Origin of the sequence: Pseudomonas phytophila (genome assembly GCF_025643095.1) — a bacterium.
GTDB classification, from domain to species: Bacteria; Pseudomonadota; Gammaproteobacteria; order Pseudomonadales; family Pseudomonadaceae; genus Aquipseudomonas; species Aquipseudomonas quasicaspiana.
Genome location: NZ_CP081201.1, coordinates 4,839,903 through 4,857,094 on the forward strand (window position 1 = coordinate 4,839,903; position 17,192 = coordinate 4,857,094).

The 17,192-nt window shown below is 57.8% G+C and carries 13 protein-coding genes and 1 pseudogene; 12 read left to right on the top strand and 2 right to left on the bottom strand.

Annotation, left to right across the window (positions count from 1 at the left end; genetic code table 11):
• Positions 1-23 precede the first annotated feature (23 nt).
• The 11 genes and pseudogenes from K3169_RS21895 (at position 24) to K3169_RS21940 (ending at position 13,102) form a co-directional block, all read left to right on the top strand.
• Complete coding sequence (locus K3169_RS21895; RefSeq protein WP_263267969.1) at positions 24-1,376, top strand: LLM class flavin-dependent oxidoreductase; 1,353 nt, start codon at positions 24-26, stop codon at positions 1,374-1,376.
• 130 nt (positions 1,377-1,506) lie between these two features.
• Positions 1,507-2,694 (top strand): acyl-CoA dehydrogenase family protein, encoded by a 1,188-nt coding sequence (locus K3169_RS21900; protein WP_099267432.1) that lies wholly within the window; start codon positions 1,507-1,509, stop codon positions 2,692-2,694.
• Between the two features lie 605 nt (positions 2,695-3,299).
• Positions 3,300-4,280 (top strand): annotated as a pseudogene (locus tag K3169_RS29865) (methyl-accepting chemotaxis protein); the annotation flags it as partial.
• A 144-nt stretch (positions 4,281-4,424) separates the two neighbouring features.
• Entirely contained in the window at positions 4,425-5,138 is a 714-nt protein-coding gene (locus K3169_RS29870; protein ID WP_411567059.1) for a methyl-accepting chemotaxis protein, read from the top strand.
• A 479-nt stretch (positions 5,139-5,617) separates the two neighbouring features.
• Complete coding sequence (locus tag K3169_RS21910; RefSeq protein WP_231675041.1) at positions 5,618-6,772, top strand: mandelate racemase family protein; 1,155 nt, start codon at positions 5,618-5,620, stop codon at positions 6,770-6,772.
• 75 nt (positions 6,773-6,847) lie between these two features.
• The gene (locus tag K3169_RS21915; RefSeq protein ID WP_263267971.1) at positions 6,848-8,470 is read left to right on the top strand and encodes an ABC transporter substrate-binding protein; all 1,623 of its coding nucleotides are present in this window, start codon (positions 6,848-6,850) and stop codon (positions 8,468-8,470) included.
• Between the two features lie 36 nt (positions 8,471-8,506).
• On the top strand, positions 8,507-9,544 hold the full coding sequence (locus tag K3169_RS21920; RefSeq protein ID WP_099267435.1) for an ABC transporter permease: 1,038 nt from the start codon (positions 8,507-8,509) through the stop codon (positions 9,542-9,544).
• Complete coding sequence (locus K3169_RS21925; RefSeq protein WP_122805673.1) at positions 9,544-10,443, top strand: ABC transporter permease; 900 nt, start codon at positions 9,544-9,546, stop codon at positions 10,441-10,443. Before K3169_RS21920 ends, K3169_RS21925 begins: the two co-directional genes overlap by 1 nt.
• A gap of 165 nt (positions 10,444-10,608) precedes the next feature.
• Positions 10,609-11,463 (top strand): ABC transporter ATP-binding protein, encoded by an 855-nt coding sequence (locus tag K3169_RS21930; protein ID WP_122805674.1) that lies wholly within the window; start codon positions 10,609-10,611, stop codon positions 11,461-11,463.
• Between the two features lie 10 nt (positions 11,464-11,473).
• A complete protein-coding gene (locus K3169_RS21935; protein ID WP_263267974.1) occupies positions 11,474-12,262 on the top strand; it encodes an ABC transporter ATP-binding protein in 789 nt (262 codons plus the stop codon).
• Between the two features lie 114 nt (positions 12,263-12,376).
• Positions 12,377-13,102 carry an oligogalacturonate-specific porin KdgM family protein gene (locus K3169_RS21940; RefSeq protein ID WP_099267439.1) on the top strand — a complete coding sequence of 242 codons (726 nt, stop codon included), beginning with the start codon at positions 12,377-12,379 and terminating at the stop codon, positions 13,100-13,102.
• 21 nt (positions 13,103-13,123) lie between these two features.
• Here the strand turns inward: K3169_RS21940 and K3169_RS21945 are convergent, their stop codons facing one another.
• The gene (locus K3169_RS21945; RefSeq protein ID WP_087271095.1) at positions 13,124-13,867 is read right to left on the bottom strand and encodes a FadR/GntR family transcriptional regulator; all 744 of its coding nucleotides are present in this window, start codon (positions 13,865-13,867) and stop codon (positions 13,124-13,126) included.
• 98 nt (positions 13,868-13,965) lie between these two features.
• On the opposite strand from K3169_RS21945, the gene K3169_RS21950 reads away from it, so the two are divergent.
• Positions 13,966-14,691, top strand: coding sequence for a FadR/GntR family transcriptional regulator (locus K3169_RS21950; RefSeq protein ID WP_411567011.1), 726 nt, complete (start codon positions 13,966-13,968; stop codon positions 14,689-14,691).
• A gap of 129 nt (positions 14,692-14,820) precedes the next feature.
• Here the strand turns inward: K3169_RS21950 and K3169_RS21955 are convergent, their stop codons facing one another.
• Positions 14,821-17,106 (bottom strand): molybdopterin guanine dinucleotide-containing S/N-oxide reductase, encoded by a 2,286-nt coding sequence (locus K3169_RS21955; RefSeq protein WP_263267975.1) that lies wholly within the window; start codon positions 17,104-17,106, stop codon positions 14,821-14,823.
• Positions 17,107-17,192: the final 86 nt, after the last annotated feature.

The window sequence follows — 17,192 nt, forward strand, 5'->3', positions numbered from 1 at the left end:
TTTTCAGATTCAGGAGCACGCTCATGAACAAGCCTCGTCAAAAAGAGCCACGTCAATTGAAGCTGGGCGCAATGGTCCACGGTGTCGGTCACGGCTGGGGCGAATGGCGTCACCCGAACGCATTGGCAGATGCCAGCGTTAACTTCGGCTACTACAAGCAACAGGCGAAACTGGCAGAAGCGGCCAAATTTGATTTCGTGTTCATCGCTGACAGCCTGCACATCCATGAAAAATCCAGCCCGCATTACCTCAACCGCTTCGAGCCGCTGACCATTCTCTCGGCGCTGGCCGCAACCACGGAAAATATCGGTCTGGTGGCTACCGTCACCGTGAGCTACACCGAACCGTTTCAGGTGGCGCGGCAAATCTCTTCGCTGGATAACATCAGCGGTGGCCGTGCTGGCTGGAACGTCGTCACGTCATGGCTCAGCGGTACTGCCGACAACTTCAGTAAGGGCGAACACCCGCCGCATCCCGTGCGCTATCGCATTGCCAAGGAGCACGTCTCAGTGGTCAAAGGCTTGTGGGATTCCTGGGAAGACGACGCCTTTGCCCGTAACAAAAAAACCGGTGAGTTTTTCACCCCCGGCAAACTGCATGCCCTGAACCACAAAGGCGAGTTTTTCTCGGTCAAAGGCCCGCTGAATATCGCCCGCTCGAAACAAGGCCATCCGCTGATTTTCCAGGCAGGAACATCCGAGGACGGACGCAACTTCGCAGCCGAATATTCAGATGCGATCTTCGTCCATGCCGAGTCGCTGGAAGAGGCACAGGCTTACTACCGGGACCTGAAAAAACGTGCGTCGGGCTTTGGGCGTAACCCATTGGACTTGTCGATTTTGCCGGGCATCCGCCCTATCGTCGGCCGCGATGAAGCAGAAGTTGAAAGCCGTTATCAGCAGGCCGTGGAGCTGGTGAGCATCGAAGACGCCATCGTCGCGCTGGGCCGTCCGTTCAATGATCACGACTTCAGCCAATACCCGCTGGACGCGCCATTCCCTGAGTTGGGCGACCTGGGTTCCAACAGCCAGAAAGGCGGTTCGGACCGGATCAAACAACTGGCGAAGGATGAAGGCCTGACCCTGCGCGAAGTGGCGCTGTTCTTCTCCCGACCACGCCGCGAATTCGTCGGCACGCCCGAGCAGGTTGCCGACACCATTCAGACCTGGTTCGAACACGAAGCGGCAGATGGCTTCATCATCAACTCGCTGCTGCCGGATGGCTTGCAGTACTTCGCGGAACTGGTGGTTCCGGTCTTGCAACAACGAGGTTTGTTTCGCAGCGAATACACCGGTTCGACCTTACGCGAGCACTTCAATCTGCAAGTGCCGCAAAACCGCTACGCGCAGCTGGAAGAGGCTGCGGAGCTGGCCTGACTCCTGTTGGAGCGAGGCTTGGTCTGGGCCGCATCCGGACGAAGAACGGTACCCGAGATAGCTGACGTACCGCGGTGACAGCTTCGCGGGCAAGCCTCGCTCCAACAAGTACATAAAGGAAACCCCATCAATGAGCGTATTTCCCCTTCGCCCCGTTGCCGCCAGCGACATCGAATCCGCCGAGGCTTTCACCGCGCGGCTGACCTCAATCACCGCCGCCCTGGCCGCAACCGCCGAACGCTATGACGACAGCGGCGAGTTTCCCCATGAGAACTTTCGCTTATTACACGAGCACGGTTTGCTCGCCCTGACCGTACCGATTGAGCTGGGCGGCGGCGGTGCTGATTTGCCTCAAGCGCTGCAAGCCATCAGCGCTGTCGCTCAGGGCGAGCCATCCACGGCGTTGATTCTGGTCATGCAATACATCCAGCATGCACGCCTGCAGCAGAGCAAAAGCTGGCCGGAGCATCTGCGTCTGCAAGTGGCCAAAGAAGCGGTGCGCGATGGCGCGTTGATCAACTCTCTGCGCGTAGAACCCGATCTTGGCACCCCTGCTCGCGGAGGTCTGCCTGCGACTACGGCGAGGCGTACCACCGAGGGCTGGCGCATCAGCGGCAGCAAGATTTACTCCACCGGCAGCCATGGCCTGACCTGGTACAACGTCTGGGCGCGCAGCGACGATGCCGATCCTTTGGTGGGTGCCTGGCTGGTACACAAGGACACGCCAGGCATTCGAATCGTCGAAGACTGGGACCACTTGGGCATGCGTGCCACGTGCAGCCATGAAGTGATCTTTGAAGACGTATTGGTGCCACTGGAACACGCCGTCAGCGTCAGCCCATGGAGTGCACCGCAGGCAGAGCTCGACCCGGCAGGCTTCATGTGGATGTCGGTCTTGCTGTCCTCGGTCTACGACGGCGTCGCCCGCTCGGCGCGCAACTGGTTCGTGCAGTGGCTGGAAGAGCGTAAACCGTCCAACCTCGGTGCCGCGTTATCGACCTTGCCGCGCTTTCAGGAAGTAGTCGGTGAAATCGATACATTGCTGTTCAACAACCACAGCCTGCTGCAATCGGCTGCCACGGGGCTGACCCCGCCAGCCCATGCTGCGCAGATCAAATACCTGGTGACAACCAACGCTATTCGCGCCGTGGAGCTGGCGATAGAAGCAGCGGGCAACCCTGGCCTGTCGCGCAGCAACCCGTTGCAGCGCCACCTGCGCAATGTGCTGTGCGCACGGATTCACACACCACAGAATGACGTGACGTTGACAGGCGTCGGCAAGGCGGTGTTTGCAGAGCGGGAGAAAGCGAATCGGTAGGTGAGGAATTGTTCTGCGTCTGGCCTGCCCCCTGAATGGAACGTTGGACGACGTCAAACGCCCTGAACGTTGCAAGAGGTCTTTAAATCGGCGCTCAGAGGCCGAGCCCTGTTAGCAGCGTTCCAGGGTATTCACAGATCTAATAACTACGACTAAAACACATTAAAAATGTGTACTGAGATACGGGCGTATCCTGCAAGTTCCCAATTAATACTCCGGTTTATTTAAAGCCATGAATAATTTCTATGTGGCTTATAGAAATCCCCGCCCCAAACAGTGATCGTACAACTTCTTTTTTTGCTGAGTGCCGCCAAGGCCGAACCTTACGCCCTCAAAAAATATTTTTAAAACCAATGAACTCACTGCAGTTTCAGCGGTATTTGCTCCTCGCTAAAACCGTAATCAGTATTATCTGAAAGTTATCAATCTTTTATTAAAGTTTCTCAAACCGCCACCGATAAAACTCCAACTGGACTATTGGCAAGGAGCAGCCTCATACCGTATTTCTAAAAGTACTCGGAGCATTATTCATGCTGAAAATGATTCATCGCGGGCTTTCGAATATAGCCGTTCATACCAAGCTTGCACTGGGCTTTGGCATGGTCATGCTGCTCACCGTACTCATCGCCGCGGCAGGCTGGTCGGGTATCAAGGAAATGGGCGAACGAAGCCAGAGAATCGATGACATCGGCAAGCTCGGTTCCTTGACCAGAGATATACGTATTGAGCGACTTGCCTACATCATCACGCCTGACAACGAGCGAGCCGCCAGCTGGTTAAAAGCCGTGGATAATCTGGACCGGCATCTCGAGTACGCCCGTCCGATGTTCAGCTCCGCCCTCAACGTCCCCCACCTCAACGCTGCCAGTGATGGATTGAAAGACTATCGTGTTCAATACGATGCAGTCGTCAAGGCCACAAACGCACGAGAGGCAACACGGGAAGTATTTGGCAACCATGCCGAAGATGCGGCAAAAAACCTCGAACGCTTGAACGTCTTCGCCAACGCTGAAACGGGCGATGCCGCCATGCGTGACAGCGTGACACGTGCCCGTGCCTTGTTTCAGCGCATGCGCTTTGATGTCAGGGGTTACACGTATACGTTGAATACAGACGCTGAGCGGCAAGCCAAGGAATCCATAGCTGAAGTCATACGCTTCATCGAAAGCCTGAAAGGGTCAGGGCTTCCGGCAGAGACGCTTCAAAGTATAGGCACGTCGCTGAAGGCTTATCAAAGTACCGTGCAGCAGTTTTCTGATGCTCAGGCAAAGATCACCGAGTCTCAGGCTAATATTTCCAAAGACATCAAAATACTGTTCGCCGCGGCCGATGAGCTTACAAAAAATCAGACAACCTTGCGCCTGCAGGACCTTGCCCAATCTCGAGACTTGCTCATCATCGGTCTGGTTATCGCATTGATTGTAAGTGCCCTTGCAGCCTGGATTATTACTAGCCTTATCGTTACGCCTCTGTTGAAGACCCTGGCTGTCGCTGAACGCGTCGCCAACGGCGATCTCACTCACGATCAGATTTCCGATCGCCGAGACGAACTGGGCCGACTTGAAAACACCATGCAAAAAATGACCGTCAAGCTAAGGGGCTTGATCGGCGGTCTCAAGGACGGTGTCGTGCAGATCGCAAGCGCTGCAGAGCAGTTGTCTGCCGTGACCGAGCAAACGAGCAGCGGTGTCCAGAGCCAAAAATCCGAAACGGATCAAGTCGCGACGGCGATGCATGAGATGGGCGCGACAGTCCAGGAAGTTGCCCGCAATGCGGAGCTCGCTTCCGGCGCAGCAGTCAATGCCTCAAGAGAGGCCCGCGAAGGTGACATCATTGTTTCCCAGGCGGTAAACCAGATTGAAAGCCTGGCACTTGAAGTCGGGCATTCAAAAACCGCCATGGATGACCTCAAGCGCGAAAGCGACAAGATCGGCGGCGTGCTGGATGTTATCAAAGCCGTGGCGGAGCAAACCAACCTCCTGGCGCTCAATGCTGCCATTGAAGCAGCACGGGCAGGCGAAGCAGGCCGCGGCTTTGCGGTGGTTGCGGATGAGGTAAGGAGTCTTGCTCAGCGCACCCAGACTTCCACCGAGGAAATTGCAAATCTGATTCACGGACTGCACAAAGGAACCGAGCGGGTTGCTGCGATTCTGGATAACAGCCGCAGCCTGACAGACAGCTCTGTTGAACTGACTCGCAAGGCCGGAACATCCTTGAACAGCATTAGCCGCTCCGTCTCTGAAATCGAGTCCATGAATCAACAGATCGCCGCCGCTGCGGAACAGCAGAGCGCCGTCACCGAGGAGATCAATCGCAGCGTGCTCAATGTGCGCGATATCTCAGAGCAGACAGCCGCCGCCAGCGAGGAAACCGCGTCGTCCAGCGTAGAACTGGCCCGGTTGGGCGTTCAGCTACAAACGATGGTCAGCCAGTTTAAAGTCTGATTCTTTGGGCCAGGAATGGTCTATGGGAGCCGAGCCTGGTCTGGGCGGCTCCCATCAAACAAACTACAACTATTTGATTTGGCATACTTTCCACCTGTAGGAGCGCGCTTGCCCGCGATTACGTCAGCGGAGACGATACATTCATCGACTGACAGACCGAATCGCGGGCAAGCGCGCTCCTACAGGTCTCTGTTTGCTTCGCGACAGCGTGGTGTCAGGGACACCGGGGCGGCTCCCACAAGGGAAGGAATTTCAATTCAAAAACCGATACTGCTCAAACCCCACGAAGTATGACGACTTTCGATACCTCTCCTCGATAAAAAGAACCACCCGTCTCCCTCCGAAACACCTACACACCCCATAAAAACTGCAAATACCCGTTGACACATCCAGTCGACCGGGAAAATAATCGCCCCATCGTTGTATGACGACATACAGCAAAGCCACCTAATAATCACAATATCCAAGGCAAGCTTTCTATGAAAATCACCCGTATCAGTGTCGAGGTCTTTTCCCATCCGTCCCGTCGCGCCGTCGACAGCGCAGGTCATGCTCATCCTGGCGAAGAGAAACCGGTCAATCTGGCCATGCTGCGCATCGCGTGTGACGACGGCAGCGAAGGTTATTCCTTCGGCGCTCCAGAGCTGATTCGTCCGCACATCATCGAGTCCTTCGTGAAGAAAGTGCTGATCGGCCAGAACCCGATGAACCGCGAAAAAATCTGGCAGGAACTCGCTCACTGGCAACGGGGCAGCGCCAGCCAGTTGACTGACCGCGCGTTGGCATTGGTCGAACAGGCGCTCTGGGATCTGGCCGGACGCGCACTGAAACAGCCGGTCTACAAACTGCTCGGCGGTTATCGCGACAAGGTGTTGGCCTACGGTTCGACCATGTGTGGCGACGATTTGCCAGGCGGCCTTTCCACTCCGGATGAGTACGGTCAGTTCGCCGAAAAACTGGTCGCTCGCGGCTACAAGGCCATCAAGCTGCACACCTGGATGCCACCGATTTCCTTCGCGCCAAACCCGCGCATGGATGTAAAGGCCTGCGCTGCAGTGCGTGAAGCGGTCGGCCCGGATATCGCGCTAATGCTCGACGGATATCACTGGTACAGCCGCGTCGATGCGTTGTACATCGGTCGCGAACTGCAGAAGCTCGACTTCGCCTGGTTCGAAGAGCCCATGATCGAAGACTCGGCCGAGTCCTATGCCTGGCTAGCGGCCAATCTCGACATCCCGGTACTGGGCCCGGAGAGTATCGACGGCAAATATCACAGCCGTGCGAGCTGGGTGACGTCCAGATCCTGCGATATTCTGCGCGCCGGGGTTGCTGGTGTAGGCGGTATCAGCCCGTGCCTGAAAGTCGCGCACATGGCCGAAGCGTTTGGCATGGATTGCGAGGTTCACGGCAACGGCGCAGCCAACCTGCAAGTGATCGGAGCCATCAGCAACTGCCGCTGGTACGAGCGCGGCCTGCTGCACCCATTCCTGGACTACGAGCAGGTTCCGGCTTATCTGAACACACTGGTCGACCCCATGGATGATGAAGGCTACGTGCATTTGTCGGACCGCCCGGGCCTGGGTGAAGACATCAACTTCCACTACATCGAGGCCAACACACACCAACGTTACTGACAGGCAGCACCGCACAGGGGCGACATGAGCGCCTCTGGCACAAGAGTCTTAATAAATATAAGAAAGGACTGCCCTATGAAACTCTGGCCTTCGCGCCTGCGCCAGTTGCTGTGCGTGGCGCTGACTGCGACGCTTCTGCACACCCCGCCCGGCATGGCGCGCGGTGAAACACCGGTTGATCAACTGGTAGTTGGCATGAGCATGATCAACCTGCTCTCTCTGGACCCTGCCGCTGCTACCGGCCTTGAAGTATCCGAGGTCAATTCCAACGTCTACGACATGCTGCTCGAACAGGATGCCAGCGCGCCCGATACGCTCATCCCTGCCTTGGCCGAACGCTGGGAAGTCAGCCCCGACCGCATGCGCATCACCTTTCACCTGCGCCCCGACGTGACCTTCCATTCGGGTCAGCCACTGACCGCGCAAGACGTCGCGTGGTCACTGCAACGGGTCGTCACCCTCAATCGCGCGCTGGCTTCGACCTGGAAAGCCTACGGCTACACCGCGCAGAACGTCGCGCAACTGATGCGTGCCGAAGACCCGCTGACATTCGTCCTCGACCTTCCACGGCCGACCGATCCGCTGCTGGTGCTCAACACACTCGCAACCTCGCCAAGCGCCTTCGTCATCGATCGTCATACCGCGATGCAACATGCGCAGGGCGAAGACCAGGGTGCCGCATGGCTGACGACGCACACCGCAGGCTCCGGCGCTTTCAAGCTGGACATCTGGCGCGCCAACGACGTGATCCTGATGACGCGTTTCGATAACTACTGGCGCGGTCCGGCGAAAATGCGTCGGGTCATCATGCGCAACATGACTGAATCCCAGGCACTGCGCCTGATGGTCGAGCGCGGTGATCTGGACGTGGCCCGAGGCATGGCCGCTACCGATATCAAAGCCCTGACCCGCTCCCCCGAAGTCAACGTACAGACCATCGCTCGCGGCACCATTTACTACATCGCGCTGAGCATGGAGCAACCGCTGTTTCAGGACATCCGGGTGCGCAAGGCGATACGCCTGCTGATCGACTATCAAGGCATCAACGACGTGGTCATGCCCCACTACGGCGTGGCTAACCAGCGCCCGCTGCAACTGGGTCTGGCGGCCCGACTGGATGACCCCGGTTATCGTCTGAATGTGCAGGAAGCCAAACGTCTGCTGGCGGAAGCCGGGCACGAAAATGGCTTCACGATTACCCTGCGCTCACTGACCGATTCACCCTTCATCAATATCGCCACCAGCCTGCAATCCACCCTGGCTCAGGCCGGTATTCGCGCCACGATCATTACCGGCACCGGCAACCAGATTTACGGCGCCATGCGCGACCGGCGTTTCGACATTCTGGTCGGACGTGGCGGTGGCGGCGCGGAACGTCATCCTCATTCCAGCCTGCGAGCATTGGTCTACAACCCGGATAACCGCGAAGCAGCAAAGCTGAGCAACTTTCAGGGCTGGCGTACCTCGTTCTACAGCGCCGAGCTCAATCAACTGATCGAGCAGGCCGAGCAGGAACGCGATGCGCAACGCCAACTGGCGCTCTATCAACGCATTCAGACCCTGTACGACCAACAGGTCGGCGCCATCCTGCCGATTTCGCAGATGACCGACGAGGTCGTTGTGCATGCCGACGTGCGTGACTACATCGGCCATAGCGCCGCCACGACGCGTCTGCACGACGTCTACAAACAACGTTGATCCGGACTCAGTCGCTTTCGCAAGGCAGGAATTCTTATGACGAGTGCATCTGTTTCATTGTGGGGCAGCCGCATGGCTGGCACGACCCGGCGCAGCGGCTCAGTGCTGGCGACGCTGTTTGGCCTGTTGCTGCTCACGTTCTTCATCGGTCGGGTCATGCCGCTGGACCCGGTTCTGGCCATCGTCGGCCCGGACGCTGACGCGTCGACGTATGCACAGGCTTACAAAGAACTGGGGCTCGACAAGCCGCTTTGGGTGCAATTTGGTGGCTACCTCAACGACTTGCTGCACGGCAATTTCGGCAACGCGCTGCTGACAGGTCACCCAGTCATCGAAGACATTGCCCGAGTGTTCCCCGCCACTCTTGAGCTGGCCACGCTGGCCATCGTCTTCGGTGTTCTGGCCGGGTTGCCGCTGGGTGTCTATGCGGCAACTCATCAGGGTCGTGCCGGTGACCATATCGCCCGGTTGTTCACTCTGTTTGGTTACTCAACGCCGATTTTCTGGTTGGGCATGATGGCCTTTCTGGTGTTCTACGCCTGGCTGGGTTGGGCCGGTGGGGTGGGACGTATTGGTCTGGCTTACGATGGTCTGATCCCGACACGCACCGGCTTGCTGCTGATCGACACGGCCCTGTCCGGCGACTGGGAAGCTTTTCGCAGCGCCCTGCGGCACATCCTGTTACCCGCCATCATTCTCAGTTTCAACTCGGTGGCTTACATCAGCCGCATGACCCGCAGCTTCATGCTTGAGCAACTGTCTCAGGAATACATCATCACGGCGCGGGTCAAGGGCCTGTCCCAGCGGCGGATTGTGTGGGGTCATGCGTTTCGCAATATCCGCGTGCAACTGCTGACCATCGTCGCCCTCGCCTACGGCGGATTGCTTGAAGGCGCGGTATTGATCGAGACGGTATTTGCCTGGCCCGGCTTTGGCCAGTACCTGACCAGCAGCCTGCTGCTGGGTGATATGAATGCGGTGATGGCGTGCGTGCTGTTGATCGGGCTGATTTTTGTCGCCCTGAACCAGATCAGCGACGCCCTTTATAAAGTCTTCGACCCGAGAACCCGCTGATGACGACTTCTCAAGCTACCTCTATGGCAGCGGCAGTGCCCGCTTCGAGTCTGGCGGCCCTGACCGGCAGCGCGGCACGCATGATGCGTTTTCTGTTGCGCAACCCGATGACGCTGGCCGGGCTGATCGTGATTTCAGTGCTGATGATCGTTGCACTGTTCGCGCCCTGGATCGCCAGCCATGACCCGCTACAACAAGACCTGACCCGCGCTTTGCAAGCACCCGGTGCGGCGCATTGGTTCGGCACCGATGAGTACGGCCGCGACGTGTTCAGCCGACTGGTTCATGGCTCGCGCATCACCCTGTACATCGTGCTGTTGGTGACGGTAATCGTTGGCCCAATCGGCCTGTTGATCGGCACAGTATCCGGCTATTTCGGTGGTTGGGTCGACAGCCTGTTCATGCGCATCACCGACATCTTCATTTCGTTCCCGAGCCTGGTCCTGGCCTTGGCGTTTATTGCCGCGCTCGGTCCTGGCCTGGAGCATGCAGTGATCGCCATCGCCCTCACCGCCTGGCCACCGATTGCGCGTCTTGCGCGAGCTGAAACCCTGTCGCTGCGTAACGCCGACTTTGTTGTCGCCGTGAAACTGCAAGGTGGCTCGCCGCTGCGCATCATCGGTCGACACATCATCCCGATGTGCCTGTCGTCAGTGATCATCCGCCTGACCATGAACATGGCCAGCATCATTCTGACCGCTGCGGCACTGGGCTTTCTCGGTCTGGGCGCGCAGGCACCGCTGCCGGAATGGGGCGCGATGATTTCCAGCGGTCGGCGTTACATGCTGGAAAGCTGGTGGCTGGTCGCAGCACCGGGCGCGACGATCATGCTGGTCAGCCTGGCGTTCAACCTGCTCGGCGACGGCCTGCGCGACGTGCTTGATCCTCGTAATGAATGACAGCAATACGGAACCTGTAGGAGCGCGCTTGCCCGCGATGACGTCCGCACAGGGGATAAATATATCGAATTCAAAATCGCATCGCGGGCAAGCGCGCTCCTACAGATAAAGCATTCCAATTCAGTTAGTGCGCGGCATCAGCAAATTTAATAAGAGGTAACAGCCATGTCTCAGTTATCCGCATCACAGAGCAAGCTCGTCGTAGACGACTTACGCGTCGAGTTCACCAACGCAGGCAAGACCACTCTGGCTGTGCAAGGCGTGTCGTTCAATCTGGGGCGGGAAAAGCTGGCGATTGTCGGCGAGTCCGGCTCGGGTAAGTCTACAGTCGGCCGCGCCCTGCTGCGCCTGCATCCGGCAACTGCGCGCATCACCGCCAAGACCTTGCGATTTGATGAGATCGACCTGCTCAGCGCCAGCGAGAAACAAATGCAGGGCGTTCGCGGGCGTCGCATGTCGATGATCATGCAAGACCCCAAATATTCGCTGAACCCGGTAGTGAAGGTCGGCGAGCAGATCGCCGAGGCGTATCTGGCCCATCACAAAGTGTCGCATCAGGAAGCCAAAGAACGAGCGATGGACATGCTCGCCAAGGTGCATATCCGCGATCCGCAGCGGGTCTATCAGCTCTACCCGCATGAAGTCTCCGGCGGCATGGGCCAGCGAATCATGATCGCGATGATGGTCATCACCGATCCACAGGTGATCATCGCCGACGAGCCCACCTCGGCGCTGGATGTCTCGGTACGCCGTCAGGTGCTGAATATTCTCGAAGAGCTTGTGAGTGAACGGGATCTGGGCCTGCTGTTCATCAGCCACGACCTGAATCTGGTCCAGCACTTCTGCGACCGGGTTCTGGTGATGTACGCCGGACGGGTCATGGAATCACTGGAAGCCGCCGACCTTGCCAGAGCAGAGCATCCCTATACGCGCGGGCTGCTCGCCGCGTTGCCGAGCCTGGACTTTCCGCGCAGCAGCCTGCCGGTGCTCCAGCGCGATCCCCTCTGGCTGACTCATTGAGGTATTTCCCATGGCGATGATCGAAGTCCAATCACTCAACCTCAGTTTCGGTACGGGTCCGACGCTCAATCAGGTGCTGCATGACGTCAACCTGCGCGTTGAAGAAGGCCAGGCGTTCGGCCTGGTGGGCGAGTCCGGCTCAGGCAAAACCACAGTGCTGCGCTGCCTCGCCGGGCAATACCAGCACTGGACCGGCGCACTGCAGGTCAACGGTCAACAGGTACAGCGCAAGCTGGATGCCGAGCATTATCGAACGGTGCAGATGGTCTTTCAGGACCCCTATGCCTCATTACATCCGCGGCACACCATTGATTCGGCGCTCAAGGAGCCGCTGGCGATTCACCGCATCGGCGACCGTGATGACCGGGTCAGCGAGATCCTGCGCAAGGTGGGCCTCAATGACAGCTTTCGCTTCCGCCATCCCCATCAACTGTCAGGCGGGCAGCGCCAAAGGGTAGCGATCGCCCGGGCGCTGATCCTCGAACCCCGGGTCCTGCTGCTGGATGAGCCGACCTCGGCACTGGATGTATCAGTGCAGGCGGAAATTCTCAACCTGCTCGCCGACCTGCGCCGCGAACAGAGCCTGACGTACCTGATGGTAACGCATGACCTGGCGGTCGTTGCCCACCTGTGCGAGCAGGTAGCCGTGATGCAAGGCGGCAAGATCGTTGAGATTCTCGACACGGGCGAACTGGCCCGGCATGAGGCGCAACACGCATACACCCGTCTGTTGGTTCAGGCGAGTCGCGACATGACCACCCATAACATCGAACAACCGGTCGCCTGCCTGGCGCTGTAAGACCACTGGAGTTTTAAACCGTCGCGTCCTTCGGCATTTACTGCCGAGGAACCCGGCTGCCTGAAATCTGCTGTGAATAAAACCTTCCACTTCATTTAACAAGAATAAAAAAACATGAAAACTACCCAAGCAATGATGACGTTTGCTGCACTGCTGACCTCCACGCTGGCCATGGCCGACAGTGGCTACGTCAATTATCGACATCAATATGCGGAAAGTACGCGAATGCACTCGGACCGGGTCAAGTTCGGTACCCGACTGGATAACGGTCTCGGGTTTGAAGGGGAACTTAAATACAAGACAGCCGGTGACCGGCAGGACGTTGCCTTTGACAATACCGTGGGCAACGGCCACGAACTGGGCATGACCTATCAGTACAAACTCAATGCTGACTGGATGCTGACCCCTTCTATCGCGCTGGAAAGTATTGAGAAATCCACCGCCTATAAAGTCGGCCTGAAAGCCACCTACCGCATCAGCGACACCCTGAATGCCTCGGCCCGCTACCGCTATGACTCCATCAAGCTGGATCGAGACAAGATCAATGAGGACATGCCCGACAACGCGATGGATAACCAGAGCATCAATCGTTATGACGTCTGGCTCAACTATGCCCCGCAAAACAGTAAATGGGCTTATGAATATCAGTTCACCTACTTCGATGCCGACTATATTCGCTACGACAACGGTAAAACTGACTATGAACAAAACGCCGTATTTAAATACAAGATCGACAAACGTTGGGTGCCGTTCTTCGAAGTCGGCGACATAAAAGTCGACAGTGCCGATGACAAGCGTCAGTTACGTCTGCGGGTTGGCGTGCAATACAACTTCCTGTAATAACCCGGCCTTCATTGAACGCTAGTTACTGTACAACTCCTGGCTTGCCTGGGTTTGATGCAAACGGATGCGGCTGCTGTTCAGGTGCAAGTACATGGCCGAACGCGCCGCATCCACATTCCCGGCGGCAATCGCCAGATAAATCTGCCGGTGCTCAGCATTGATCCCGGCCAGATACGCCGTGCGATCACTCTGCCCGGTGTAGGCCGAATTCATCCGGGTGCGGGGGATCAGCTTGGTGCCCAGGTGCTTCATGATATCGATCAGGTAGGTGTTGCCCGATGCCTTGGCGATTTTCAGGTGAAACTGGAAATCGGCATTGATCGTGGTCCCGGACTTTTGCGGCCCTTCGAGCAAGGCATCCAGCGCCTGCTTGATTTCCAGCAGGGCTTCGGGGGTACGCCGTTGTGCAGCCATGCCCGCCGCTTCGACTTCCAGACTCAAACGAAACTCCAGCAGATTAAGCACGTCAGGCAAGGTCGCGATAGTCGCTGGGCCAATCACGAAACCGGCAGGCGCAGGCATGTCCAGAACAAAGGTGCCTACCCCGTGACGGGTTTCCACGAGTCCCGCCGCCTGCATGCGCGACAACGCATCGCGCACTACCGTGCGGCTGACGCCCTCGGCCTCCATGATATGCAGTTCGGGAGGCAGTTTTTCACCGCGCTTGAGCACGCCATCGCGCATGCGCTGGGCAAAGCGATCAACCAGGGTCTCGGCTAAACGTCTGTGTTTTTTCTGGGACGAAAGGTCTGGGTCCGACATGGGCTGACTCGTTTTCGAAGAACCGACATTATAGTGCCAGCTGGCGCCAGCGTGGCAGCTGGCTGAGGTTATACTCTGCGGCCCAATGGAAACTTGAAATGAGTGACATGGAAATCCCGCCTGCAACCCCGGATCGGCGCACCAGCCTGGCTCAGCAATTGGTCAATGACTTCTCACGCAGAATCCGTGAAGGTGAGATCAAGGCCGGGGAAAAGCTGCCCACCGAGCAGGTGATCATTCAGGAGAAAGGCGTCAGTCGCACGGTGGTTCGCGAAGCCATGTCCAGGCTGCAGGCCGAAGGACTGGTGGAAACCCGGCATGGTATTGGCACCTTTGTAGTGGATGCCAGTCGCCCCAATGATTTTCAGGTCGATGAGCGCACCAGCGGCACGTTGCGCGATGCCATCGCGATCATTGAGCTGCGCCAGAGCCTTGAAGTGGAGTCCGCCGCCCTGGCGGCCGAACGACGCACGCCGGAGCAACTGCAGGCGATCCGCCAGGCACTCGACACCCTCAATGCTTGCCCGCCGGGCAGCGACACCGCGTTTGCCGATTTCGAGTTTCATCATCAGATATCGCTATGTACCGCTAACAGCTTTTTCACCGACGTGATGGAGCAACTGGGCAGCAGCATCATCCCGCGCTCAAGAATGCAGTTCAGCAACGCCCACTCACCGGATTATCTGGAAATCCTGCGCCGTGAACACGAGCAGATATTTGCCGCCATCGCCCATCAGGACCGCGATGCGGCAAGAGCGGCCATGCGCTTGCATCTGAGCAATAGCCTGGAGCGCTTGCGGCAAAGTCGGTTTCAGAATGGCTGAAATGCGATCCCTGTGGGAGCGAGGCTTGCCCGCGATAAGGACACCGCAATTCTGCAGGCAAATCACCCAAACCTTATCGCGGGCAAGTCGGAGTGCCGTCCAATCGCTCCTACAGGAAAACCGCGTCGCCTATGAGGTCATCAACGGCGGTTCAAACGCGGTAATCCCTGGCAACTCCCCTTCCCACTTCACGATATCCACCGTCGCCGTTTGTGCCGAGCAGCCTTGGGACAGACTTGATGAGCCTACATCCTCAGTAACCATGTTCGGGTTGCCGTGTTTTTCCAGGCTGCCCGGCTCGCCGTGCACCAGCGGATCGAACCACGCACCAGTGGCGATCTGGACCACGCCAGGGCGAATGTTATCCGAGACAATCGCACCCGCCAGAAACGCCCCACGGTCATTGAAGACCTTGACCACATCGCCGTCGCTGATACCCCGTGCCCGCGCATCGTCGGTATTCAGGGTCAGTGGTTCGCGTTGTTGAATCTTTGAAGAACGACTGTAGCTGCCATGATCATATTGGCTGTGGAGGCGGGTTTTCGGTTGATTGGATAACAGATGCAACGGGTAGTCTGGCGCCGTTTTGTCCAGCCACACCGGGTGCCCAGGGCAGTCGGCATAACCGAACCCGGCGATGCGCTCGGAGAAAATCTCGATACGCCCCGACGGGGTTGGCAACGGATGGGCGTCGGGGTCCTTGCGAAAGGCTTGCAGCAACACCGTATCCTGCTCCGGATATTCGACTTCAAACACGCCGTCGCGCCAGAACTGATCGTAGTCCGGCAACTGAATGCCAAACTCCCCCGCCCTGCCCCGTGACTCTTCGTAAATGTGTCGCAACCAGCCCGAGGCATCCCGACCTTCGGTGAAGCTATCGGCAAAACCCAGTCGGCCGGAAAGCTCGGCCAGAATCGCGTAATCGTCTCGGGATTCGCCCACCGGCTCGATCGCCTGTTGCATGGCGATCATGAAACGATCAGACGCCGAGCTGCCGATATCGCTACGCTCCAGCGCCGTCGTGGCGGGTAAAACGATGTCAGCGTACTTGGCCTGAGCGGTCCAGAACTGCTCGTGGACAATAATAGTTTCCGGGCGCTGCCAGGCTTTCAGCAGGCGATTGAGGTCCTGATGGTGGTGAAAGATATTGCCGCCCGCCCAGTACACCAGGCGGATGTCCGGATAATGCCGCTGCTGACCGTTGTAGTCGAACGCCGCGCCGGGGTTGAGCAACATGTCCGCCACCCGCGCTACGGGAATAAAGTCTTTGACGGGATTCTGGCCTTGGGAAAAACGCGGCCCGGAGAACGCTTTGCGACCGCTACCGGTGTTGTTCATGCAACCGTAACCCAGACCGAAGCCACCGCCGGGCAAACCGATCTGGCCCAACAGCGTGGCCAGCGTCACGGTCATCCAGAACGGTTGCTCGCCATGCACAGAGCGCTGCAAGGAATAGGCGATATTGATCATCGTGCGCTTGCTGGCCATGCGTCGGGCCAGATCAGTGATCTGCGCAGCTGGAATATCCGTCAGGGCTTGAGCCCATTCGGGGTCTTTAGGCTGACCATCGGTAAGGCCAAGCAGGTAATCACGGAAGCGTTCATAACCCACCGCGTAACGCTGAACGAAGTCTTCGTTGTGCAAACCTTCGGTGACCAACACGTAAGCCAAAGCCATCATCAAAGCAGTGTCGCTGCCCGGGCGCACCGGCAGCCATTCATTGCGCGTTGGCCCAATCAGATCATCCCGCAGCGGGCTGACGTTGACGAATTCCACGCCCGCTTCGGACATGTCTTGCAGGGCCTTGGTCAGCAGGTGATCACTGGCACCACCGGGGCTGGTCTGGGCATTTTTGGCAGGCAGGCCGCCGAACGCGACGAATAGCTCGCAATGCTGCGCAAGGTTTTTCCATGAGGTATGCGCTGCCAACAACCAGTCCATGTTGCCGACAATATGCGGCATCAATACGCGTCCGGCACCGAGGCTATAGCTGTCGACGCTGGCGACGTAACCACCAAAGCCATTAAGGAAGCGGTGCAGCTGACTTTGCGCATGATGGAAACGCCCAGCACTGCCCCAGCCATAACTGCCGCCAAAAATCGCCTGATTGCCGTGTTCGGATTTGACCCGTTTCAGTTCTTTGGCCACCAAATCCAACGCGACGTCCCAAGAAACTTCTACAAAGGGTTCCTGACCGCGTAACTCCGGGCTGCCACCCTGCCCCTCAAGCTGCCCCTCCAGAAAACCGCGCCGCACGGCAGGCCGCCGAATACGCGTGGGCGATGTAAGCGCGTCAGCCACTGAATCACCGATAGGTGAAGGATCGCTGTCCCACTCCACCGGCACCAAAGCTCGCAGTTCGCCATCGACGACTTGCGGGCGATAAGCCCCCCAATGCAGCGAAGTGAAACTCATGACGCGGTTCTCCTGTGGTTTAACCCGTATTCAAACGGGTTAAACCATAGCACTTAGTTTTTTATTCACTAAATGCATTTTCAGAA

Coding starts and splice junctions, on each gene's coding strand:
- K3169_RS21895 (WP_263267969.1), top strand. CDS start 24: ATGAACAAGCCTCGTCAAAAAGAGCCACGTCAATTGAAGCTGGGCGCA.
- K3169_RS21900 (WP_099267432.1), top strand. CDS start 1,507: ATGAGCGTATTTCCCCTTCGCCCCGTTGCCGCCAGCGACATCGAATCC.
- K3169_RS29870 (WP_411567059.1), top strand. CDS start 4,425: ATGCATGAGATGGGCGCGACAGTCCAGGAAGTTGCCCGCAATGCGGAG.
- K3169_RS21910 (WP_231675041.1), top strand. CDS start 5,618: ATGAAAATCACCCGTATCAGTGTCGAGGTCTTTTCCCATCCGTCCCGT.
- K3169_RS21915 (WP_263267971.1), top strand. CDS start 6,848: ATGAAACTCTGGCCTTCGCGCCTGCGCCAGTTGCTGTGCGTGGCGCTG.
- K3169_RS21920 (WP_099267435.1), top strand. CDS start 8,507: ATGACGAGTGCATCTGTTTCATTGTGGGGCAGCCGCATGGCTGGCACG.
- K3169_RS21925 (WP_122805673.1), top strand. CDS start 9,544: ATGACGACTTCTCAAGCTACCTCTATGGCAGCGGCAGTGCCCGCTTCG.
- K3169_RS21930 (WP_122805674.1), top strand. CDS start 10,609: ATGTCTCAGTTATCCGCATCACAGAGCAAGCTCGTCGTAGACGACTTA.
- K3169_RS21935 (WP_263267974.1), top strand. CDS start 11,474: ATGGCGATGATCGAAGTCCAATCACTCAACCTCAGTTTCGGTACGGGT.
- K3169_RS21940 (WP_099267439.1), top strand. CDS start 12,377: ATGAAAACTACCCAAGCAATGATGACGTTTGCTGCACTGCTGACCTCC.
- K3169_RS21945 (WP_087271095.1), bottom strand. CDS start 13,867: ATGTCGGACCCAGACCTTTCGTCCCAGAAAAAACACAGACGTTTAGCC.
- K3169_RS21950 (WP_411567011.1), top strand. CDS start 13,966: ATGAGTGACATGGAAATCCCGCCTGCAACCCCGGATCGGCGCACCAGC.
- K3169_RS21955 (WP_263267975.1), bottom strand. CDS start 17,106: ATGAGTTTCACTTCGCTGCATTGGGGGGCTTATCGCCCGCAAGTCGTC.